The following is a 21,594-nucleotide window of genomic DNA, read 5'->3' as shown; positions in this document are numbered from 1 at the left end:
GGAAACTGTATGACACATAATGCTGCCACTAATGTCAAAGCTATTGAACTAAATGAATTTTTGTCCTATTTTCAAAACAATATGGATGTGGTCATTAAGAAACGCTTATTTACTGAAGAATTTCCTTGCGGTTATACGCTTTTGTTTTGCAAGGGGTTAACAGATGTTCAGATTATGGAAGAAACGCTGCTTCCATTTTTGACATCAATAATCGAAAAAGGTGAAACTTTAGATTGTCAATCGATAGGAAACCGTTTTACAGTAAATAAGCTTTCCCTTACTGATCAAGAGCTTCAGATGATTGAACGCAGCCTGTTTTCAGGCAATGTTCTAATAACAAATGATCATGGAAGCTATGTTTTTTCAATTGATTTATCAAACACACCTAAAAGAAGCCCTGAAGAATCCAATACAGAAATTTCGATTAGAGGAGCGAGAGATGGTTTTATTGAGGATTTAGATACGAATTTCGCACTAATTAGAAAACGATTTAAATCTTCTTCGCTTTATAGTAAATCCTATACGATCGGAAGGAGAAGCCAGACTTCTGTATCTCTGCTGTATGTAAATGATATTATCGATCAGGATTTAGCAGGACGGGTCCATCATCGTCTCACACAATTAGATCTTGATGTTTTGGTGAGCAGCAGTGATTTAGAAGAAGCTTTATCGGATCATTCCTTTTCTATTTTCCCTTTACTCGATAATACAGGACGTCCTGATTATGCCGTTCAATCCTTGGTTCAGGGTCATTTCATCATTATTGTCGATGGATCCCCGACGGTCCTGATAGGGCCATCGACACTCGGGGTTACATTAAAATCACCTGAGGATACAAACGCAAGTTTTTATATGGTTTCATTTGAACGGCTGCTCCGTTTTACGGGCTTGTTTACTACGATTTCTCTGCCAGGTCTGTGGGTTGCATTAACAACCTTCCACCAGGATCAGCTCCCTTATCCGCTGCTTGCGACTCTTACTCTTTCTCGAACCGGATTGCCTTTATCCTTGCCGCTTGAGATGATGATTATGGTCGTATTGTTCGAATTGTTTAAAGAAGCTGGCGCAAGGCTGCCGAGGGCTGTCGGTCAGACTGTAGCTGTATTGGGAGGGTTAATCGTCGGAGATGCAGCCATTCGTGCAGGTCTTACTTCCCCTACTACACTTGTTGTCGTAGCAATCTCCATGATCGCAAGCTATACATTCGTGAACCAATCGTTAAGCGGGAATTTGCTTTTTTTACGTGTTTATACCCTCTTGATGTGCGGTTTGTTTGGATTATTCGGCTTTTTTATATCAATGCTCAGCTTATTTTTGCTTCTGGGGTCCTTGCGTTCATTTGACTATCCTTACTTGGCAACATTGGCTACACCTAATGTTTCAGATCTTCTAAAAACATTTCTCAAACTGCCTTTTCCGCTTATGAAACAAAGAGATAAATCGATGTTTCCTCAGGACTCATCCCGTCAAGGTGACAACAATGATCACTAAACATATAAAACTTTTTCTGCTGCTTTCTTCGATCAGTTTAGTTCTGAGCGGATGCTGGGGAAGCCGTGGAATTAGCGATCAGCTATATATTGAGGCATTAGGAGTGGACTATAAAGATGGAAAGTATATTGTATACACAGAATCTGCCGTTTTTTCTTCCATAGCAAAGCAAGAAGGTGGAGGATCCCAGCCTTCGGAATCCCCAGTACTGGTAGGAAAAGAAGAAGCAGATAGTTTAACGATGGCGTTCAGGAAATTGGAGAAGGCATCCCAATATCCCCTGTACTATGGCCACATACAGGTAATCTTGCTAAGTGAGAGGGTTATTAAGCAAAAATTAGAAGAAGTTATCTCTCACATAGGTCATGATCCGTTAATCAGGTATACCTCTTGGGTGTTCGGCACATCTGAGGATTTGTCAGAAGTATTGAAAACAAAGTCTCTCTTTAATCAGGCACCAACATATAAAGTCATGTTTCATCCTGACATTATGCTTAGCCGGAATCATGCTGTAAATCCTTTAAATATGCAGATGCTGATGAGAGGCGGAAATGAGCCTTATGGATCGATCCTCATTCCCAATGTTATTATCTCTGAGGGAAAATGGCAGGAAGATGAAAAAAACCCCCCCACTCCTCAAGTAAATGGAGGTTTTATTGTATCCAAGATGAAAGCCAAGGGATTCATGACTTACGAAGACCTTCTTGGATTACAATGGTTAACAGAGGAGCAAAAAGAAAATAAGCTAGAAATCCCTCATGAAAAAACGGTCGTTGAACTCTTGGTGAAGGGCTATAAAGTCACTCTTCATCAACCTGTAAAGGATGGATTACACTATACTGTCCAACTGAAAACCAAGGCTTTCATTGATGAAAGTGTAGATGAACCTTCACTGAGCAGTTTAAAGAAAAAAATCAAACAAGAAATTAAAAATGATATGCAGCGTACTTATGAAAATGGAATAAAACTGGATGCAGATTTGTATAATTTGACTGCATCCACATACCGCTCATCACCTGAACTCACAAAAAAATATAAGCTGCAGGAAGATTCTCTGTCTGACATCCAAATAGAAGTTGTAATTGTGAATGCCGGCAGTCAGAAATACAAAGAGTAATATGCTGTTAGTTAAAAGTCTCACTTTAACCCAATAAGAATAAGATTAAGCGTCGTTTCCCTGAACCATGTACCGCGGGAGGATCCAAGCGGATTTCATTGCATGAACCGGATCTTTCACAGCCGATTCCATCAGTCTATATGTATACCTGCCCACCATAAAAGAACAGGTATTTCTAGCCGTTTTCAAAGTAAAAAAGGGTGTGCCAAAAGTTAGCCTCATGGCACACCTCTTTTATTCAATTTACCTCAATTATTTCATTACAAAGGTTGATGTTATTTTTACTTTGTGAAGTGCTACTTTAAAAAGTTAAGAGCAGAAAGAGTGTAGATTTGCACAGTTTCAACGAGCTCATCAATATCTACATATTCATCGGCATGATGGGGGATATGGCGGTCACCTGCTCCTGTTGTAATGATCGGCACACCTGCAAGATGAAGGAACGTCCCGTCTGTCGCCCCAGGGACCCCATTGTATACGGGTTCTTTGCCTGTAACTTCCTTATAAGCCTGCGCTACCGCCTGTACCACCTCATGATCTTTCGGTGTCTCTGTCCAAGGTCTGTCTTCAATCAGTTCAAGTGTCGCTTTGAAATGTGGATCTTCTTTCCCCAGCCGTTCAATAATGACTTCTATTTCTTTCCTCAATTCATGATGCTCCTGCCCGGGAACCGTCCGAATATCTAGTGTAGTCATACATTGTGCAGGAACTACATTGATTTGCGCTTCTCCCTTAACTGGCGCTTGTAAGATAGTTGGCGTAATACTAGGCCACCCAAGATAGGGATGTTCACCCATACGTTCTTTTTCCCGATGTTCCAATTGATCCAATTCTACGATTAATTTGGCCATTCGTGTATTTGGATTAATTCCGGTGAGCGGCATCGCACCATGAGCCATTTTTCCGTAAGTTTTTAATACAATGCGCATCGCCCCTTTTTGTGTAATACAGAGCTGATTCTCCTCAGGTTCACAGATAATGGCTCCATCAACTCCATCTGCCCAGCCTTTTTTAATAAAATCTTTAATTCCGATCATCATTCCCTCTTCGTCGCAGGGGATACAAAGGATCATTTTCCCTTTAAATGCAGCGTCTGATTTTTTTATAGAATGAACAGCAGAAATGGCAGCAGCAAGGTTTCCTTTCGTATCACAAGAACCTCTGCCATAAATTCTGCCATTACTGACTTCTCCGCCAAAAGGATCATAGGTCCATGAATCAATATCTCCTTCAGTCACTACATCCGTATGTCCTTCAAATAAGAGGGTTTTGCCTGGAATGCCAGAGTCATAAACCGCAATAACATTTGGCCGTCCCGGCACCACTTCTTCATAATGAACATCTAATCCGATGTTCTTAAGGTATTCAACTATGAAACGGGCAGCCTTTTCTTCGTTTCCACCCTCGACATTTGGCCGATAGACACTTTGTATACGAATAAGACTCCTTGTCAGTTCAATCACTTCTTTTTTATCAATAAAAGGAAGAATAGATTCTATCGCTGCTGTCATTGCAATCGTCCTTTCTTAATGAGATTCATTGACTTCTTTACTTGATGGAAAGCCTTCAATTCCTTCAGCATTCTGAACAGCCAGGATGACTGCTTCTGCCAAAATGTCAGCAGCAATTGTCCCAATCAGGTCAACTGATGCACTCATATCCCCTGTACTCAAAGAAAAGATCGTGTCTCCATCAAACATCGTATGCACAGGATAAATGGTTCTGGCTAATCCATTATGTGCCATGGACGCTACCTTAGAGGCCTGTGATTTAGTTAACTTCGCATTGCAAGCGACAACCCCTATTGTTGTATTGGTACCAGGCTTTAGGGGAATGGCAGGCTGTTCTAGCATCCATTCTAAACTGCTCTTTATTTTCCCCTGATCATCTCTGGCACCGGCAATCACTTCTCCATTTTCGGGATTTCGAATTTCCCCCATTGCATTTACTGCAACAATGGCTCCTACAACTAAACCATTTGGAAAAACTTTAGACGCGGAACCAAGCCCGCCTTTCATAGCCCGATGGTGGCCAGCCACTTTTCCAACCGTGGCCCCGCAGCCCGCTCCTGAATTACCTAACGGGAAATATCCTCTTTTTGCGTTTGATGCAGCCTTATAACCCATTTTCTGATCTGGACGAACTGAAGGGTCCCCTGCGGGTAAATCAAACAGGACAGCTGACGGTACAATCGGAACAACTCCTGCACCCACATCCAGTCCAATACCTTTCTTTTCCAAAAACTGCATAACACCACTTGCTGCATCAAGACCATAGGCACTTCCTCCCGCCAGGCAGATACTGTGAACCCGGTCTATAAGGTTCACTGGATTTAATAAATCGGTTTCCCTTGTTCCAGGAGCTGAACCTCTTACATCTACACCGCATACAGCACCTTTCTCCAACAATAAAACGGTACAGCCCGTATAACCTAAATTGTCCTCTTCATTCCCGACTTTAACGCCAGGAACGTCTGTTATGTTATGAAATCGTTCCACTACATTTCTCCAGAAATCTTTGATTTCTTGTTTCCGCTATGGTCCAGCTTTTTCCATGCGACAACCACTGCCAGCGTAATGATCACGGAAACAATTGCTTCCGGTATTCCGTTTGTTACAGCAATCGTAACCGCGACACCTGGAGCAATATATCCTCTAATGACCGCCATTGTCAAAACAAGCAGCGTATTGGTAAACGCTCCTACAAATCCCGCCACCCCAATAGCGGCATACTCGTTGACTCTCTTCAAGGAAATGTAAGATAAATAGGCTGTTACTCCAATAAATAATCGCGGCAGTATAGCAACCAGCGGGTCTTTAAATAACGGAATGGTTGCATCAAGGAACGAAGACACACCGAAGATCAGTCCAATGACCAGTCCAACAAACGGGCCTTGCATGACTCCTCCGATGATTGCCGGGACATGCATGATGGTAGCGTTTCCTGCTGCAGTTGGAACAGGAATAAAACCTAATCGGGTGACACCAAGCAAAATAGCTACTGCTCCTAATACTCCAGCAATGACAATCTTTCTAGTGGTTAGACCTTTTTCCATTCAATTACCCTCCTTATTTTTTTCAGATAGCTAGAATGGTATTCCATTTTTTAATAATAGATATGGATTAAAATCTAATAGGGAAATGGAAATGCCAATAATAGAATAGTAAACAGAATACAGAAAAGAAGTGCACTATAATCCCTGCTTTGAGCTTTATACTTTGTATAAATTGACCGTTCACTCCCCGGGGTATAGCATCTGGATTCCATCGCAAGCACTAAATCTTCAGCTCTCGCCATCGCAACATTGAATAGTGGAATGATAATCGGAAATACATCCTTGGTTCGCTGGATAATTCTCCACCATGCTCCTGTGCCAAATTCTGCACCTCTAGAGGCTTGAGCTTTCATCATTTTTTCCATTTCCATTGCAAATGTAGGAACAAAGCGAATCGCAATCGTAATGATTAAAGCAAATTCATGAACCGGAAACTTAACATGCTTTAAAGGTCTTAACAGACTTTCGATCCCATGTGTAATTTGAGTGGTTGAAGTGCTTAAGGTTAAAACACTGCTTAAAAAAATGATTTCTATAAAACGAAGGGCTGAAACGATTACCAGACGAACGCTGTCACTAGTAATTAGAATAAATCCATAATCGACAAAAACCGTTCCGCCTGAAGCAATTTCGCTATAGAATAACAGCTGCAATACCGCTAATATTAAAATGAAAGGTACAGCCGGTTTGACTCCTGACAAACCATAGCTAATTGGAATACGTGATATATAAAATAAATAACATGCAAAAGCAAGCGCGATTATGTTTCCCCCATATGTGTCACAAATAGCCATTGCAATGACAAGGATGGTAAATGCTAAGAGCTTCATCCGGGGATCCATACGATGAATGAGTGAACCTGTCGGCAAATACTGCCCTATGGTAATATTCCGGGTCAACTCGAATTCAAAACCAGCCATTTTCCTCACCTCCTATTTGACTGGATGACAGAAACCAGTTCTTTTGCTGCAGCCTCTATTTCATATGCATTAAGATTGACAGTATATCCCCGATCTTTTAGCTGCGCCAGAATCTCCACAGTTTGCGGTGCTCCAATATGATGTTTTGCCAGGATTTCAGAATTACCGAAAATGTTTCCCGGTGTTCCTTCAATCAGATTTCTTCCTTCTGCTAAAACGTAAATTCTATTTGCTAAATACGCCACTTCTTCCATGTTGTGAGAGACAAAAATGACTGTCATATTTTCCTTTTTGTTCAACTGAACGATTTGCTCCAAAAGTTCCTGTCTTGACCTCGGATCAAGGCCTGCTGTCGGCTCGTCCAATACCAAAATTTCCGGCTTTAAAGCCAGCACTCCGGCCAGAGCGACTTTTCTTTTTTGGCCGCCGCTTAAGGCATAGGCAGCACGGTCTTTCAAATCTTCAAATGAAAGCCCAACCAATTCCATTGCCCATTTCACACGGTCTCTTACTTCTTTTAAAGGAAGTCCCATCTTTAATGGGCCATAAGCAATATCATCACCGATCAATTTTTCAAAAATCTGATCCTCTGGATTCTGAAACACAAGGCCGACCTTTCTCCGCAGCGCTTTTACATCTAGCTTTGGATTAGATAAATGCTGGCCATTCACTATCACATTACCCTGCTGGGGCCGCATCAGCCCATTAAAGTGCTGAATTAAAGTCGATTTACCTGACCCTGTATGTCCAATAATGGCTATACATTCTCCCTTATCAACACGTAAACTTACTCCAGAGAGGGCCTTGTGTTCAAGAGGTGTCTTTTCCATATAGATATGGTGTAAGTCCTTCACTTCAAGAATGGGAAATTCGCTCAACCTGCATACACCCCTCTTTTAGCTGATAAACGGATGACCTCTTGAATGATCTCGTCATTATGAATCAAATCAGCCTCATATTCATTGTCATGTTTATGAATCAGCCTTGCTAATTGGCTGGCTACAGGGACATCCAGCTGCAATCGATGCAGCAGTTCATGCTGCTGAAAAATTTCTCTTGGTGCACCATCCATTACGATTTGACCTTTTTCAATGACAATAACCCGGCTTGCTTCAGCTACCTCTGACATATGGTGGGTTACAGTAATGATCGTCATTCCGTCGTTATTAAGCTTGCGGACGACATCCAGAATATCTCTTCTTCCAAACGTGTCAAGCATACTGGTTGCTTCATCCAGCACAATGCAATCAGGCTTCATCGCAAGGATCCCTGCAATAGCAACCCGCTGCTTTTGGCCTCCTGAGAGATGATGAGGAGGGCGTTTCCGAAATTCACTCATCCCAACCGCTTCTAATGCGAAATCAATTCTTGCCTTCATTTCTGAAGCAGGTACTCCGATATTCTCCAGCCCAAAAGCTACATCATCTTCAACAATAGTCGAGACAATCTGGTTATCGGGATGCTGAAAGACCATCCCTACTTTTTGACGAATCTCACGGAGCAGTCCGCTATCTCTGGTATTTAAACCATCCACATAAATATCGCCCAGCTGCGGTTTTAGAATTCCGTTAAGATGTTTGGACAGCGTTGATTTTCCAGAGCCATTATGTCCGATTATCGCCACATATTCACCCGGATGTACATCAAAGGAAACGTTCTGCAGAACAGGAACTGTCTTTTGGTTGTTAATTGTATATTCAAATGAAATTCCATCTATTTGGATGAATGGTTTACTCATTACACTCCCCTTCCCCCATCAACATTCATGATTTCCCCAGTAACAGCCCTGGCGAGATCAGAAGCAAGATATAGTGCCGCTTGGGCAATATCCTCCGGCTGAATTAACGTACCTAAAGGAACACTTTCAAGAAAAATTTTCTTTTTATCCTCTTCTACTTTTTGGGAATTTCCCGGTAAAAATCTCTCAAGCATTGGTGTTTCAGCAGGGCCTGGATTAATGGCATTGACCCGTATTTTAAAAGGAGCCAATTCTAGCGCCAATGCCCTGGTTAACATAATCGCTGCTCCTTTAGATGCACAATAGGCATTTAATCCAGGCCTTGCTCTTATTCCTGCAATCGATGCAATGTTTATAATCGATCCTTTTTCCTTTCTTTTCATAATTGGAACAAGATGACGTGTGGTTAGAAAAATCGATTTCAAGTTAACCGACATAATTTTATCCCATTCACCTAAGCTCATTTCTTCTATCGGGGTAAAGAATTGCGGAACGCCAGCACAATTAATCAGAACATCTATATCTTCAAATTCATTAAATGCCTCTTTGACAAGATTTTGGACGCTTTCGTCATCTCCTACATCCGTGTGAACCGTTTTAACGTGTCCTGTGCGTTCTATTTCTTTCGCCGTCTGGTCTGCTGCATCTTTATTTATGTCAGATAGAACCACGTTTGCCCCTTGTGCTGCAAACAATTTGGCTGCAGCTTTTCCCATACCTGAGCCCGCACCTGTAATAATGGCTGTTTTTCCTTCTAACAATCGTGCAGTCACAGGTTCATCACCACCATTCGTTCATCTGTCATTTCTTGAATCGCATAGTGCGGCCCTTCCTTCCCAAGGCCACTGTTTTTCACTCCCCCATAAGGCATAACGTCATTACGATAAGTGGATACATCATTAATAATGACTCCACCGTATTCCAGCACTTTTGCCGCCCTCATAGCCAGCTGCAAATCACGTGTGAAAATTCCTGCCTGTAAACCATATTCTGATTGATTAGCCGAATGAAATGCCTCTTCAATATCTTGATAAGGGATGATACAAACGATCGGGGCAAAGACTTCTTTACACACCACCTTCATGGCAGGATTTGTGTCAACAAGTACCACTGGATATAAGACCGCCCCTTCCCTCTTTAATGGAAGCAAAGATTTGGCTCCTTGTTCTATGGCTTCTCTCACCCATTCCTCTGATCGAATAGCATCTTTCTCACTGATCATCGGGCCCACATCTGTTTCTGTTTTTTCAGGATCGCCGACTATCAGCTGCTGAACATGCGATAAGTAGTTTTCCGTAAACTCTTTTAATACCGATTGATGGACATATAAGCGCTGTACAGCTATACAGGCCTGTCCAGCATTATGAAAACTCCGGCTGGCTGTCAGTTTTGCAGCAAGATTGAGATCTGCATCATGATGAACAATATTTGGAGAATTGTTTCCCAGTTCAAGCGCTACAGGCCTCAGTCCGCTTCGTTCTTTAATATGCTTGCCTACTTCACCAGAACCCGTGAACGTATACATGGCAATTCGTTCATCTTCCAATAGCCATTCACCCACTTCACTTCCTGCTCCGGTTATGATGTTCACATATCCCTTAGGAAGACCTGCCTCTTCTAAGAGTTCTACTAACTGAAAGGTTGCAAGAGGAGTTGAAGTTGCAGGCTTAATTACAATGGTGTTTCCAGCCGCAAGAGCGGGCGCTATTTTATGGATGCCCAATAATAAAGGATAATTGAATGGGGTAATCACTCCTATGACCCCTTTAGGAACACGAATGGTAAATCCCAGACGTTTATCTGAACCTTCCGTCGCCTGAAGAGGAATCATTTCTCCTGCTATTCGTTTAGCTTCTTCAGCAGACAAACGAATCGTGTTAATCGTGCGATCCAGTTCCCCTGATGCATCTTTGCGTGTTTTTCCAACCTCTCTTACTAATGAAATCTCAAAATCCTCCCGTCTTTGTTCCATTAAGTCTGCTGCTTTTGATAGAATATTAGATCGTTGATAGGCAGTTAATTTGTCTGATTTAAAGATTTTTTCAGCTGCACTCACAGCTTGATTCACATGTTGTTTTTCCGATTTAGAGATTGATGCAATCACTTCACCTGTGTACTTATGGTAGACAGGAATATGATCGACAGTGTGAATTTGTTCTCCATTAATGTATAAATGGAAGTTTTTTTGATTCAGCAGGGAAGTTTGTGTCTCAGTCATCATTTTCATCTCCTTATATAGAATTCATGCTCATTTTGGTCATTTTCTGGTGAATGGCTTCTCCAAATTCACTTGTCGTATTTTTACCGCCGAGATCAGGGGTAGACACTTTTTGTTCAAGAAGAACCTCTTCAATAGAAGAAACGATCAAGTCGCCTATATCAGAAAAGCCAAGATGCTCCATCATTAAGCTAATACTCCAGATTTGTGCAATAGGATTGGCAATTCCTTTTCCGGCGATGTCAGGTGCAGAACCATGAATCGGTTCGAACATCGACGGATAGTTTTTTTCCGGATTAATGTTTCCAGAAGGCGCAAGACCAAGGCCACCGACAATGGCTGCGCCCAGATCAGTTAAAATATCGCCAAACAGGTTGCTGCCAACAACTACATCCAATTCTTCCGGTCTTGTAATAAAGTAAGCAGCCAGTGCATCAATATGATAAATATCAGTCTTGATGTTCGGATGATGCATGCCGACTTCTCTGACGATTTCATCCCAGAAAGGCATCGAGTGATTTATACCATTCGATTTTGTTGCTGCCGTCAGCCTTCTCTTAGGTCTTTTTTCAGCAAGCGAATAGGCATATTTGATGACTCTTTCGCTTCCATATCTCGTAAAAACATTATTTTGTACCGCCAGCTCAAAAGGAGTATTCTCGTGAAGGCGCCCTCCCATGTTGGAGTATTCCCCTTCAGTATTTTCACGGACAACAACAAAATTCAAATCATCATGAGCTTTATACCGGAGGGGACTGTTCAAACCTCTTAATAGTTTAATAGGCCTCAAATTGATATACTGCTGAAAGGCCCTGCGAATGGGCAAGATCAGTTGCCATACTGAAATGTGATCAGGCACAGTTGGAGCACCAATTGCTCCAAGCAGAATGACATCGTAATCCCGCAGAATGTCCAAGCCATTTTCCGGCATCATCTTTCCATGTTTTAAGTAGTAATCACAATTCCAATCAAATGTGTCTATGGAGAAATGAATTCCTCCGTGGAGTTCCTCAATTCTCTTTAATGTTTTTAATCCTTCTGCCATGACTTCAGGTCCAATTCCATCTCCAGGTATGGCGGCTATTGAGAAATGTTGCAAGCTATCACCTCTTTTTGTTCTGTTAATAAATTATTAATGCAAGTTCCATGCCAATTCTGTTAATTTAAAATATTCTGAATTATAAAGGCGTTTTAAAGTATAAAAATTCTGAGCATCTATTATTAATGTTTCATTTTACATCATGTGTTTCAGATTAAAACACTAAAGCTTATATTCTTTGATTTTCCGCCAAAGGGTCGATCGATCAATTCCAAGTGATTTTGCTGCTTCTGACTTACTTTCATATTGCTGGAGCGCAACTTGAATTAAATCTCTTTCTTTTCCTTTAATGGTTGCATTGCCAGCAGTTGTGTGGGATCTGTTTATTCTAAGTTTTGGATAAAAAAACGAGGCATCTTTTGCAGATATGACTGAATCTTGTTGAAGCAAGACAATTCGTTCCAGGACATTTCTTAACTCACGGATATTTCCCGGCCAGTGATACTCTTGTAATACTGAAAAAAAGTCTTCATCAATCTTTTCTATTTGTTTGCGATGCTGTTCATTGAATTGCTGGATAAAATGGCGGGTAAGGAGGGGAATATCCGCAAGCCTTGTGCGTAATGGCGGCAAATCAAGTGAAAGCACATTTAAACGATAGTATAAATCATTTCTAAACCGCTTATTTCCAATTTCGGATTCAATATTTGAATTGGTTGCTGCGATAATACGGACATTCACGGGTATAGTACGCTTGCCCCCAATCCTTCGAATTGACCTCTCCTGTAAAACTCTTAATAAGTGCGCCTGAATTTGCAATGGCATTTCACCTATTTCATCTAAAAATAAAGTTCCGCCATGCGCCAATTCAAATAGTCCTTGTTTTCCTCCTTTTCTTGCTCCAGTAAAACTACCTTCCTCGTAGCCAAATAGTTCACTCTCCAGTAAACTTTCAGGAAATGCGGCACAATTAACTGCAACAAAAGGTCCAATTGCTCTGGTGCTTTGTAAATGAATTCCCTGGGCAAATAATTCTTTTCCTGTTCCAGACTCCCCTGTAATTAATACCGTAGCGTCTGTTTTCGCAAAAATCTTTGCCTGTTCCTTTGCTTCACAGATTTTTTTTGCTTCTCCAACAATGTCATTAAGCGTATATTTAGCCTCCAGACCATTCTCATGCAGCTTTTTCCTTAACTTCATTTCCAGCCTTTGCAGGTCTGTAATCTCTTTAAAATTGGATACTGCTCCTACAACAGTGTTATTAAGAATAACCGGATACCGATTAATCATGAATTGCCGGTCCTGAATTTTGGCTACATCCCCTATTTCCTTCTTACCTGTTTGCAGAACTCTCAGCATATCTGAATTTGGGATATAATCTGCAATATTTCGCCCTATAACTTCTGCTTCCAAACCCAGAAATACTTTCGCATTATTATTGGTCAGCGTGATTTTCCCTTGCCGATCAACTGCTATTAATCCATCATGTGCAGAATCTACAATAGCCTGCACTTGATATTTTTCTTTAAACATCTCTTTTGTAACATCGATTAATTGGATTGCCTGACGAATAGCGGAAATAATCGTATCCATTGAAGGCTGAACAAAAAAGAGATGTTTCTTCAATTGTTGTGCAAATGAAAGGTTATTTTCCCAAGAAGGAACAAGAATGGTTGTGTTTTTCTTTGCGTAACCGAAGTGAACCTGTTCCCTGCTGCAAATTTCATAACGATTTTGATGCCTAAGATGATTTTCAGTGTCTAACCACTTTTTTTCTTCTTCTGAGACTATAATAAGGGGATTTTTCTCATTAAGATCATGGTCTTCTATTGTTTTTTCGAAATCATTTAAGTGAATGGAAAGTGAAACAATTGGAATGGAAAGTGAGTGAACCTCGTTTACATAAGTTAAGGGCGTAATTAGAACAAATGGGTTCATCATATGATCTATAACTGTTTTTTTTGAATGGAAGCAGGAAGGCTTATGACCGTGTTCACTTAATATCTGAGTGACGGTTGCTTCTAGTGATTTATTCAATTTATACAATGCGATCAATTTCTCCACTCTCCTTTCTTTTTTATAATTTATCATATTAATACATAAAAAAAGAGCCCAATTCTCTTGAACTCGTAAACAAACCCTATCATTCAAGATAAAGAGCAGACCATTCTATCCTGCATGAATGCAATGGTGGAGCATGATAACTTTCACGTCCAGCAAATTCTTGGCTTTTCAAATGAAAAGAGGCATAATAGGGAGCATCTATTGCTCCCTTTTTAGAAGTTTCTTATCTGGCGTTTATCTCCCTTACCAATACTCCAATAGCGTCCTTCTTCTCAAGTGATGTCATTTTCTCCTTCATAGCATCTCTTCTTTTCTTTAAATCAGCAAGATGTATAACCAATGTATCCACTGATAAATTTTCTTCCTCAAGCATCATGGCATATCCTTTTTCCTGAAACGATCTCCCGTTTAATATCTGATCTCCCCTGCTTTGATTTTTCGTAAGAGGAATGATGAGCATAGGGATTTTTAATGCAAGGAATTCGAAAATGGAATTCGAGCCTCCTCTAGTAATGACAAATTCCGTTGCTGCTAAATAATGAGGCAGCTCGTCATGAACGTATTCGAATTGTTTGTAGTCCTTCAAATTTGCATAGTTTTCATCAACATTGCCTTTTCCGCATAAATGAATAATCTGATAATCTTTCAGCAGCGGCAATGCAGCTCTAATAGTCTCGTTGATTTTTTTTGCCCCGAGGCTGCCCCCCATCACTGTTAAGACCGGACGTTTGCGGTCAAAGCCGAGCAGCTCCGTTCCTTTGTATGGAGATCCTTTTAAAATCCCTCTGCGAATCGGTGATCCGATGGCAGCCGTTTTATCTTTTGGAAAATAGTTCAGCGTTTCATCAAATGAAGTAAATATTTTTGTAGCGAAGCGCTGTGCAATTTTATTGGCAAGTCCCGGAGTCATATCGCTTTCATGAATCAGAACAGGAATTTTCAATGATCTTGCTGCAATAATGACCGGTACGGAAACAAAACCGCCTTTTGAGAAAACTACAGCAGGCTTCAGTTTTCTTAGTACTCTCCTTGCATCCATACAGCCTTTTAACACACGAAAACTGTCAACCACGTTTTCAAAATCGAGATATCTTCTCAGCTTTCCGCTGGAAATTCCATGATAGGGAATAGAGATTTTCTCAATCAGTTCCTTTTCAATCCCTTTTTTAGAACCTATATATTGGACGTCCCAGACGCTTTTATCGAGCTCATCCATAATCGCGATATTTGGCGTGACATGCCCTGCTGAACCGCCTCCTGTAAAAACGATCGTTTTTTTCATATAAAATGCCCTCCTTTTAAATTCTGAACTGCGAAAGAAATGCTAAAAATTCTTTTTGCTTTTTATGTGTGTATTTCATGATGGCATATGTATGAGCTTCAGGCAATGGAATAGAGGGACAATCGACCTCCAGCAGTCTTCCTTCAAGCATTTCTCTCCTTACAGTTGAAGCTGGAAGAAACGAAACGCCAAGTCCTTCGACAATAAACCGTTTCGTAATGTGAATTTGGGAGACCTCCATCATTCGAATGCCGGGATAGTTTGTTTTTACAGCTCTGCACAGGGAATCCCAGTATACAGGATGATTATGAGTGAGAAGGTAATTTGATGTTAAAACCTCTTCCTCATTAAGAGGGAGTGCACTTTCAGAATCCATTCCATCGTGTGGGGCGACAAGTAATACCTTATCTTTGTACAGAAGCTGACAGTTTATATCTGGATGCGTGCTTTCTGAACAGGACAAACCCAGATCCACCTTTTCATTTTGCACCGCCTTTTCAATCTCGCTTGATTCAATAATTTTAACGGAAATTTCTACCTCAGGAAACTGGTTGCAGTATTTTTTAAGTACATAAGGAAGAATCGTGTCCGCAATCAGCGGGGAAATAGCCAGGGTAAACTGCGATGTAAACCCCTGCTGAAAGGATTGAAGCTTTACTAGCCCATTCTGATAAACTGAAAGAAGCTCCTTTGCATGCTTCAAATAAAGCCTTCCCTCTTCTGTCAGCTTAATTCTCCTGCCATCTCGCTCAAATAAGGAAACCCCGAGCTCTTTTTCAAGTAGTTTGATATGAACGGAAACAGTTGGCTGGGAAATGTAGAGAAGCTCAGCTGTTCTTCTGAAATTTTCGCATTCTGCAGCCGTGACAAATGTTTGGAGCCAAGTGAATTCCATATGCATTCTCCTAATTAAGATTCTTAATCAAACGATTTATATATATTTAATTTTCTTAATACTTATTATTTTATAAAATAAACAGTACAAAGGAAAGGAGAGATTTTCATGGTTATCAAAGGATTAAAAGGCGTTGCAGCTGCTGAAACAGCAATCAGCCATATTGACGGGGTAAATGGCCGATTGATTTACAGAGGATTTGATATTGGGGAATTGACGAAAATTCATTCGTTCGAAGAAGTATCGTATTTACTTTGGCATGGAGAATGGCCAGACCCCAGCCAGCTCCTTCAGCTGAAAAAAGAACTGAAAAAACATCGTGAGCTTCCTGAGTATTTAGAAAATCTGCTAATCAGTCTCCCGGCTGAGATGGATTTTATGAGCGTTTTGAGAACAGCGGTTTCAGCAGCTGGTCCTTCAAATAAAGATAAGCCCTCTTATTCAGACAGCATCCGGTTAACGGCTATGATGCCGACAATCATCGCATGCAGAAAAAGCCATTTAGAAGGCAGACCCTTTGTCCGCCCTTCAGCAGAGCTTGATCATGTTGAAAATTATCTTTATATGCTTAATGGAGAAAAGCCTGCGGAATCCAAACGCAAGGCTCTGGAAACCTATATGATTTTAACTCTAGAGCATGGAATGAATGCTTCTACATTCTCGGCCAGAGTTACTGTCTCTACCGAGTCTGACATCTATTCAGCGGTGACCTCCGCTATTGGCACGATGAAAGGTCCGCTTCATGGAGGAGCCCCTTCTGAAGTCATTGCCTTTTTAGATGAAGCGGCTAAAAGCGGTAATATTGAAAAACTGATTCGGGAGAAAATAAATCGCGGGGAACGATTAATGGGGTTTGGCCATCGCGTATATAAAACGCATGACCCAAGAGCTTCGGCACTGAAATCAGTTTTACTTGAGATTGCAGGCAAGGATGAATGGCTTAGTCTTTCCCTAGATGTGGAAACAGCTGCTGTCAGCCTGCTTCAAGAGCTGAAACCGGGAAGAGCATTATACACAAATGTTGAATTTTATGCTGCAGCCATTATGAAATCTATTCAAATGGAAACTGAGCTTTTCACCCCGACTTTTACAGCAAGCAGAGTTGTCGGCTGGACGGCTCATGTCCTGGAGCAGTCTGAAAATAATACGATTTTCAGACCGGAATCTCACTATATTGGGAGAATGCCTGTGGTTTAATCTCAGATATTTAAAGAGAAACGCAGATTGCGTTGATTTTGTATACTACAGATAACCGGAAGCGGTCCGAAGAGTGCATAAAAAATGTGGCTTTTCGCACAGAAAATGCGGATTTGGCACAGCTCGATTAGGTACCAATTCCAAGGTATGCCGATTAAATCCGTTTACTGTTTTTAAAGAATCATCCTTTAATCAAAAAAGACACAATAAGCATCGCTCATTGTGTCTTCTCTTTACATTTTTACTTCAGCTGGCTGCTCAGACCACTTTTTATTATCTTCGGCTACCGGCTTTTTTGACCAATAGGTTGCAAGAATTGGACCGGAAATGTTATGCCATACTGCTCCAAGTACACTTGGCAGCGCAGCTAGCGGACCGAGATGGGCAGTTGCGAGCGCAACCCCCAGGCCAGAATTTTGCATGCCAATCTCAATTGAAATCGCTCTCCTCGTACCTTCATCAAGTCCAAGAACTTTGGCAGTCAAATACCCAAGCAAGAGTCCGAAAGTATTATGCAGGATGACGGCTGAGAATATAAGCAGACCAGACGAAACAATACTCTCAACATTGGCAGAAACGACAGCAGATACAATAATGATAATGGCTAAAACTGAGATGAGCGGAATAACCGTGATGCTCTTATCAACTGCTCCAGGAAAAAATTTTCTGATTGTAATTCCTAAAATAATAGGAACGATAATGACCTGAGTGATTGACATAAACATCGATACTGGATCAATTGGCATCCACTGACCTGCAAGCATTAATAAGATTAACGGTGTTGCAATCGGTGCAATGATGGTCGATAGTGACGTCATGGCGATGGACAAAGGAAGATTACCTTTTGCAAGATAAACCATTACATTTGAAGCTGTACCGCCTGGAACAGCCCCGAGGAGGACTAGCCCGGCTGCCAATTCCGGCGGCAATTTCATACCGTATGCAAGCAGGAATGCTACTGATGGCATAATGACAAATTGGGCACAAACCCCGATGATGACCGGCAGCGGTTTTGTTGCGACAATTTTAAAATCAACCGCTTTAAGCGTCAAACCCATACCAAACATAACGATGCCGAGCAGTATCGTTATATAACCATTAAACCAAAGGAAAGGCGCTGGGATCATGAAGGCGATAAATGCAACTAAAATGACCCAAAGAGCAAAATATTTTCCTGCTAGATTGCTGATCGCTTCCAATACCTTCATAGACTCATCCCTCTCTTTTCACTCTAACAATTTTATTCGGGTTCAGAACATTTTGAGGATCGAGCGCCTGCTTGATTTTTTCCATGACACGCAGCGCTTCGCCATGCTCTTTTTCCTGATACTTCATTTTCCCCACTCCGACTCCATGCTCCCCCGTACATGTTCCTCCGCGTTCGAGTGCATAAAGCACGATGGTTTCATTTAATTGATCCGCTTTGCTTACTTCCAGAGGATCCGCCGTATCAAGCATTAATAAAACGTGAAAATTCCCGTCCCCAACGTGACCTACAATCCCGCCGTCAAGGCCAAGCTCATCGATGGTTTTCCTAGCCTTCCGTATCGCACCAGCAAGCTCTGAAATAGGCAGGCACACATCCGTCACCATCAGCTTTTTCCCGGGAAATCCGTGAACATAGGCATAAGCCAGATGGTGTCTTGCTTCCCAAAGCTTATTTCTCGCAGCATTATCTGTTTCAAATTCAATTCTTTCACAATGCAGATCAGCAACAATCTCTTTCGTAAACTCAACGTCCTGTCTAAGTCCTGCTTCATTTCCATGGAATTCAAGGAAGAGAGTCGGTTTTTCAAGGTAGTCTGTTTCACTGTAAAGATTGGCCTGCTTCATGGAAGGCTCATCAACAAGCTCTACTCTTGCAATGGGAATTCCCGCCTGCAGAATGGAAACCACTGCCTGAACAGCATCATTGACCGTTGGAAAAGATGCTCTTGCTGCCATTACGTGCTCAGGAATACCGTATACCTTCAATGTAAGCTCCGTAAAGCAGCCGAGCGTTCCCTCTGAGCCTACGAAAATCCCATTCAAATGATAGCCGGAAGAAGATTTTTCAGCCGAATTTCCTGTGTGAATAATCGTTCCATCTGCAAGGACCGTTTCAAGGTCTCTTACTTGATCCCGCATGACACCATAGCGGACTGAAGTTGTGCCGCTTGCATTTGTCGCCGCCATCCCCCCAAGAGTTGCATCTGCTCCTGGATCAACTGAAAAGAACAGGCCGTATTTCTTAAGTTCTTTATTTAATTGAGAGCGCGTGACGCCAGGCTGGACTCTTACAAGAAAATCCTGCTCCCTTACTTCAAGAATTTTATTCATAAGGGAAAAATCAATCGTAATCCCCAAATCATAAGGAATCACATGTCCTTCTAAGCTCGAGCCAAGTCCAAATGGCACAACAGGCACTTGATATGTATTTGCGAATTTGATAATTTCGCTTACTTGTGCAGTCGTCTCAGGAAACACAACCAAATCCGGGAGACTTGGTGCGTGATACGATTCATCCCTGCTGTGCTGTTCTCTCACTGTCGCATTAATAGAGACCTGACTTTCAGGAAGGATTTTTTTTAAAGCTTCTGCCAAATTAGCAATTTCCAGATTCATTCCACTCTCTCCCCTAAATTAATATGTAATCGTTTGCAATTCGTTTATAATGATGATAGCGGTACTACCAATTCCAAATTGGTCTAACCACTTTCCATTATACTTAATTATCTGAAAAATACAACAACTCTTTGAGGAGTGAAGGTTCATTGAAGCAAAATAAACGAACGTATGAAATCATTGTGGAACAGCTCAGAGAATTTTTTCTGAACGGTGACTTAAAACCAGGAGATAAACTCCCTTCTGAGCGTGAACTCGCAAGCAAGTTTAACGTTAGTCGCACATCAATCAGAGAAGCTCTGCGGATGCTTGAGCTGCACGGAGCGATCGACATTCGCAGAGGCGGCGGAAGCTATATCAAATCAACAGAATTTCCCCTTTCAACAGAGGAATTATCTTCTGTCATCACTAAAGCTGAAAGCCATCTGGTCTATGAAATGCTCGAGCTACGCCGTGCCCTCGAAGCAGAATCTGCCTATTTGGCAGCTCAAAGAGCGAATTCTGCGGACTTAGAAAAAATTCGAAAAGCGCTAGAAAAAATGGCAGCTTCAAAAACTGACGTGGAATCGGGACTTGAAGCAGATCTCAACTTTCATTTATCGATTGTAAGAGCAACACACAACTCCTTATTTATTGAACTGATTCAAACCATGAGTGAGCACATGGAAGATACCATCCGCACAACCCGCAGACACCGCCTGGCTGACCCAGCCCGTGCTCAAGACACACTGGATGAACACAAAAGAATCTATTTGGCTATTGCTTCCGGAAATGCCGTTCAGGCCAGAAATCTTGTTGAAGAGCACATTGCCCGGATTAGAAGTGAATTGAGTGAGACATTATTATCGGAATTAGGTGAATCGATATGAGGAAACTGCTTTTAACATCATGCAGAGTTTATAATGGAAGCATTAAAAAAAGAGAACTGCACAGAGATATTAAATCATGATTGACCCTTTACAATTTGAAAAATGTATTTTCTTTAGATACAAAGGAAACTTTAATAGTGTAAGTTCAAGATACTTGAAAGGAGTAAATCACCGTGAAAAAAGAAGGAAACCAAGTTAAAAGAAATACTGAAGAAACGCAAGAGGAACTGCAAACAATTAATGATATTACTGCCAGCGATAACGGTCAGCCGGTACCGCAGCCTAAAGATTACGATGAAATAGAATATTAAATTAAAAGATAAACAAATGTTCAGCTAAAGATAAGTCTATAATAAAAAAAGGGCTGACTGAAAGTGATATACTTTACAGTCCAGTCCCCTTTGTTAAAATCTTTGCAAACTCAATCAATACTACTGAGAAATCATACTCATCATTCCCCTTGCATTATTCTTTTTCCGGCAGCGGAATGTTTCTTATGAAAATTCTCGTTTGTCTAACTAAACTTCAGATCTTCTTTTATGATTGAATACATATATAAATCATCAAATTTACCGCAAGTATACTCATAATGTCTCAGCAAGCCCTCTCTTTTAAACCTTTGCTTTTCTACTAATTTTTGTGATGGGAGATTAGCAGGTTCAATTAAAGCCTCAATTCTTTCTAGCTGAAAGTGATGATAACCATACTTCACAACAGCTTCCAAAGCTTCACCGGCTATCCCTTTTCCCCAGAATGTTTTGCTTAATTCAAAACCTACTTCAGCCCGATAATGTTTGGAAGCCATATTAAGAAAACCACAGCTTCCGATAACCTTACCCGAATTTTTAAGTGTGATTCCCCATCTAATTCCTGTGCCTTCTTCATATATAGATTGATACCAATTAATTTCATCCAAAACGTCTTTAACTGTTTGGCAAGGTGCTAGTCCCATATGTTTGACAACATCATTATCAGATAGATAGTGAAAGATATCATCAGCATCCTCTGATGTTGCTGCTCTTAGGATTAATCTTGCTGTTTCTATTATCGGAAATTCCTTTTCCATTGATTTCCCTCCTCAATCCATGTTCTTAATATCCCATTT

General features: G+C 41.1%; 20 protein-coding genes. 5 read left to right on the top strand and 15 right to left on the bottom strand.

Features of this window, described 5'->3' with window-relative positions; translation table 11 throughout:
* Positions 1 to 9 precede the first annotated feature (9 nt).
* Positions 10 to 1,491, top strand: a complete 1,482-nt coding sequence (locus tag QFZ72_RS12365; RefSeq protein WP_307433674.1) for a spore germination protein — start codon at positions 10 to 12, stop codon at positions 1,489 to 1,491.
* Positions 1,481 to 2,608 (top strand): Ger(x)C family spore germination protein, encoded by a 1,128-nt coding sequence (locus QFZ72_RS12360; RefSeq protein WP_307433673.1) that lies wholly within the window; start codon positions 1,481 to 1,483, stop codon positions 2,606 to 2,608. The genes QFZ72_RS12365 and QFZ72_RS12360 overlap by 11 nt, the downstream gene beginning before the upstream one ends.
* Before the next feature lie 296 nt (positions 2,609 to 2,904).
* Here the strand turns inward: QFZ72_RS12360 and QFZ72_RS12355 are convergent, their stop codons facing one another.
* From QFZ72_RS12355 to QFZ72_RS12300, 12 genes are all read right to left on the bottom strand, one after another.
* Complete coding sequence (locus QFZ72_RS12355) at positions 2,905 to 4,119, bottom strand: M20 family metallopeptidase (protein WP_307433670.1); 1,215 nt, start codon at positions 4,117 to 4,119, stop codon at positions 2,905 to 2,907.
* A 15-nt stretch (positions 4,120 to 4,134) separates the two neighbouring features.
* Positions 4,135 to 5,106, bottom strand: coding sequence for a P1 family peptidase (locus tag QFZ72_RS12350; RefSeq protein WP_307433669.1), 972 nt, complete (start codon positions 5,104 to 5,106; stop codon positions 4,135 to 4,137).
* Positions 5,106 to 5,663 carry an ECF transporter S component gene (locus tag QFZ72_RS12345; protein ID WP_307433668.1) on the bottom strand — a complete coding sequence of 186 codons (558 nt, stop codon included), beginning with the start codon at positions 5,661 to 5,663 and terminating at the stop codon, positions 5,106 to 5,108. The genes QFZ72_RS12350 and QFZ72_RS12345 overlap by 1 nt, the downstream gene beginning before the upstream one ends.
* Before the next feature lie 74 nt (positions 5,664 to 5,737).
* Positions 5,738 to 6,583 carry an energy-coupling factor transporter transmembrane component T family protein gene (locus QFZ72_RS12340; protein WP_307433666.1) on the bottom strand — a complete coding sequence of 282 codons (846 nt, stop codon included), beginning with the start codon at positions 6,581 to 6,583 and terminating at the stop codon, positions 5,738 to 5,740.
* A gap of 5 nt (positions 6,584 to 6,588) precedes the next feature.
* Positions 6,589 to 7,461, bottom strand: coding sequence for an energy-coupling factor transporter ATPase (locus QFZ72_RS12335; RefSeq protein ID WP_307433664.1), 873 nt, complete (start codon positions 7,459 to 7,461; stop codon positions 6,589 to 6,591).
* Complete coding sequence (locus tag QFZ72_RS12330) at positions 7,458 to 8,321, bottom strand: energy-coupling factor transporter ATPase (RefSeq protein WP_307433661.1); 864 nt, start codon at positions 8,319 to 8,321, stop codon at positions 7,458 to 7,460. Before QFZ72_RS12330 ends, QFZ72_RS12335 begins: the two co-directional genes overlap by 4 nt.
* A complete protein-coding gene (locus QFZ72_RS12325; RefSeq protein ID WP_307433659.1) occupies positions 8,321 to 9,094 on the bottom strand; it encodes an SDR family NAD(P)-dependent oxidoreductase in 774 nt (257 codons plus the stop codon). The genes QFZ72_RS12330 and QFZ72_RS12325 overlap by 1 nt, the downstream gene beginning before the upstream one ends.
* The gene (locus QFZ72_RS12320) at positions 9,091 to 10,539 is read right to left on the bottom strand and encodes an aldehyde dehydrogenase family protein (protein ID WP_373464489.1); all 1,449 of its coding nucleotides are present in this window, start codon (positions 10,537 to 10,539) and stop codon (positions 9,091 to 9,093) included. Before QFZ72_RS12320 ends, QFZ72_RS12325 begins: the two co-directional genes overlap by 4 nt.
* 13 nt (positions 10,540 to 10,552) lie before the next feature.
* Positions 10,553 to 11,638, bottom strand: coding sequence for a tartrate dehydrogenase (locus QFZ72_RS12315; RefSeq protein ID WP_307433657.1), 1,086 nt, complete (start codon positions 11,636 to 11,638; stop codon positions 10,553 to 10,555).
* 162 nt (positions 11,639 to 11,800) lie between these two features.
* The gene (locus QFZ72_RS12310) at positions 11,801 to 13,633 is read right to left on the bottom strand and encodes a sigma-54 interaction domain-containing protein (RefSeq protein WP_307433656.1); all 1,833 of its coding nucleotides are present in this window, start codon (positions 13,631 to 13,633) and stop codon (positions 11,801 to 11,803) included.
* A gap of 232 nt (positions 13,634 to 13,865) precedes the next feature.
* Positions 13,866 to 14,924, bottom strand: a complete 1,059-nt coding sequence (locus tag QFZ72_RS12305; RefSeq protein WP_307433654.1) for an undecaprenyldiphospho-muramoylpentapeptide beta-N-acetylglucosaminyltransferase — start codon at positions 14,922 to 14,924, stop codon at positions 13,866 to 13,868.
* A gap of 16 nt (positions 14,925 to 14,940) precedes the next feature.
* Positions 14,941 to 15,819, bottom strand: coding sequence for a LysR family transcriptional regulator (locus QFZ72_RS12300; RefSeq protein WP_307433652.1), 879 nt, complete (start codon positions 15,817 to 15,819; stop codon positions 14,941 to 14,943).
* Between the two features lie 108 nt (positions 15,820 to 15,927).
* On the opposite strand from QFZ72_RS12300, the gene QFZ72_RS12295 reads away from it, so the two are divergent.
* Positions 15,928 to 17,016 (top strand): citrate synthase/methylcitrate synthase, encoded by a 1,089-nt coding sequence (locus QFZ72_RS12295; protein ID WP_307433650.1) that lies wholly within the window; start codon positions 15,928 to 15,930, stop codon positions 17,014 to 17,016.
* A 233-nt stretch (positions 17,017 to 17,249) separates the two neighbouring features.
* Here the strand turns inward: QFZ72_RS12295 and QFZ72_RS12290 are convergent, their stop codons facing one another.
* Together QFZ72_RS12290 and QFZ72_RS12285 are read right to left on the bottom strand one after the other, a co-directional pair.
* Complete coding sequence (locus QFZ72_RS12290; RefSeq protein WP_307433648.1) at positions 17,250 to 18,224, bottom strand: bile acid:sodium symporter family protein; 975 nt, start codon at positions 18,222 to 18,224, stop codon at positions 17,250 to 17,252.
* Positions 18,225 to 18,228: 4 nt separating this feature from the next.
* The gene (locus QFZ72_RS12285) at positions 18,229 to 19,620 is read right to left on the bottom strand and encodes an FAD-binding oxidoreductase (protein WP_307433646.1); all 1,392 of its coding nucleotides are present in this window, start codon (positions 19,618 to 19,620) and stop codon (positions 18,229 to 18,231) included.
* Between the two features lie 149 nt (positions 19,621 to 19,769).
* On the opposite strand from QFZ72_RS12285, the gene QFZ72_RS12280 reads away from it, so the two are divergent.
* Together QFZ72_RS12280 and QFZ72_RS12275 are read left to right on the top strand one after the other, a co-directional pair.
* Positions 19,770 to 20,489, top strand: a complete 720-nt coding sequence (locus QFZ72_RS12280; protein WP_307433644.1) for a FadR/GntR family transcriptional regulator — start codon at positions 19,770 to 19,772, stop codon at positions 20,487 to 20,489.
* A 173-nt stretch (positions 20,490 to 20,662) separates the two neighbouring features.
* Positions 20,663 to 20,800, top strand: coding sequence for a hypothetical protein (locus QFZ72_RS12275; RefSeq protein WP_307433642.1), 138 nt, complete (start codon positions 20,663 to 20,665; stop codon positions 20,798 to 20,800).
* A gap of 203 nt (positions 20,801 to 21,003) precedes the next feature.
* On the opposite strand, the gene QFZ72_RS12270 is transcribed toward QFZ72_RS12275, so the two are convergent.
* Complete coding sequence (locus tag QFZ72_RS12270; RefSeq protein WP_307433640.1) at positions 21,004 to 21,555, bottom strand: GNAT family N-acetyltransferase; 552 nt, start codon at positions 21,553 to 21,555, stop codon at positions 21,004 to 21,006.
* Between the last annotated feature and the right edge of the window lie 39 nt (positions 21,556 to 21,594).

This window comes from Bacillus sp. V2I10 (assembly GCF_030817055.1).
GTDB lineage: Bacteria > Bacillota > Bacilli > Bacillales > Bacillaceae > Bacillus_P.
This window is presented reverse-complemented; position numbering and strand designations above follow the sequence as displayed.

Bases quoted from the DNA above. Each gene is read 5' to 3' on its own strand.
- QFZ72_RS12290 (WP_307433648.1), bottom strand. From the start codon at position 18,224: ATGAAGGTATTGGAAGCGATCAGCAATCTAGCAGGAAAATATTTTGCT.
- QFZ72_RS12360 (WP_307433673.1), top strand. From the start codon at position 1,481: ATGATCACTAAACATATAAAACTTTTTCTGCTGCTTTCTTCGATCAGT.
- QFZ72_RS12300 (WP_307433652.1), bottom strand. From the start codon at position 15,819: ATGGAATTCACTTGGCTCCAAACATTTGTCACGGCTGCAGAATGCGAA.
- QFZ72_RS12285 (WP_307433646.1), bottom strand. From the start codon at position 19,620: ATGAATCTGGAAATTGCTAATTTGGCAGAAGCTTTAAAAAAAATCCTT.
- QFZ72_RS12340 (WP_307433666.1), bottom strand. From the start codon at position 6,583: ATGGCTGGTTTTGAATTCGAGTTGACCCGGAATATTACCATAGGGCAG.
- QFZ72_RS12270 (WP_307433640.1), bottom strand. From the start codon at position 21,555: ATGGAAAAGGAATTTCCGATAATAGAAACAGCAAGATTAATCCTAAGA.
- QFZ72_RS12365 (WP_307433674.1), top strand. From the start codon at position 10: ATGACACATAATGCTGCCACTAATGTCAAAGCTATTGAACTAAATGAA.
- QFZ72_RS12355 (WP_307433670.1), bottom strand. From the start codon at position 4,119: ATGACAGCAGCGATAGAATCTATTCTTCCTTTTATTGATAAAAAAGAA.
- QFZ72_RS12320 (WP_373464489.1), bottom strand. From the start codon at position 10,539: ATGACTGAGACACAAACTTCCCTGCTGAATCAAAAAAACTTCCATTTA.
- QFZ72_RS12295 (WP_307433650.1), top strand. From the start codon at position 15,928: ATGGTTATCAAAGGATTAAAAGGCGTTGCAGCTGCTGAAACAGCAATC.
- QFZ72_RS12345 (WP_307433668.1), bottom strand. From the start codon at position 5,663: ATGGAAAAAGGTCTAACCACTAGAAAGATTGTCATTGCTGGAGTATTA.
- QFZ72_RS12305 (WP_307433654.1), bottom strand. From the start codon at position 14,924: ATGAAAAAAACGATCGTTTTTACAGGAGGCGGTTCAGCAGGGCATGTC.
- QFZ72_RS12330 (WP_307433661.1), bottom strand. From the start codon at position 8,321: ATGAGTAAACCATTCATCCAAATAGATGGAATTTCATTTGAATATACA.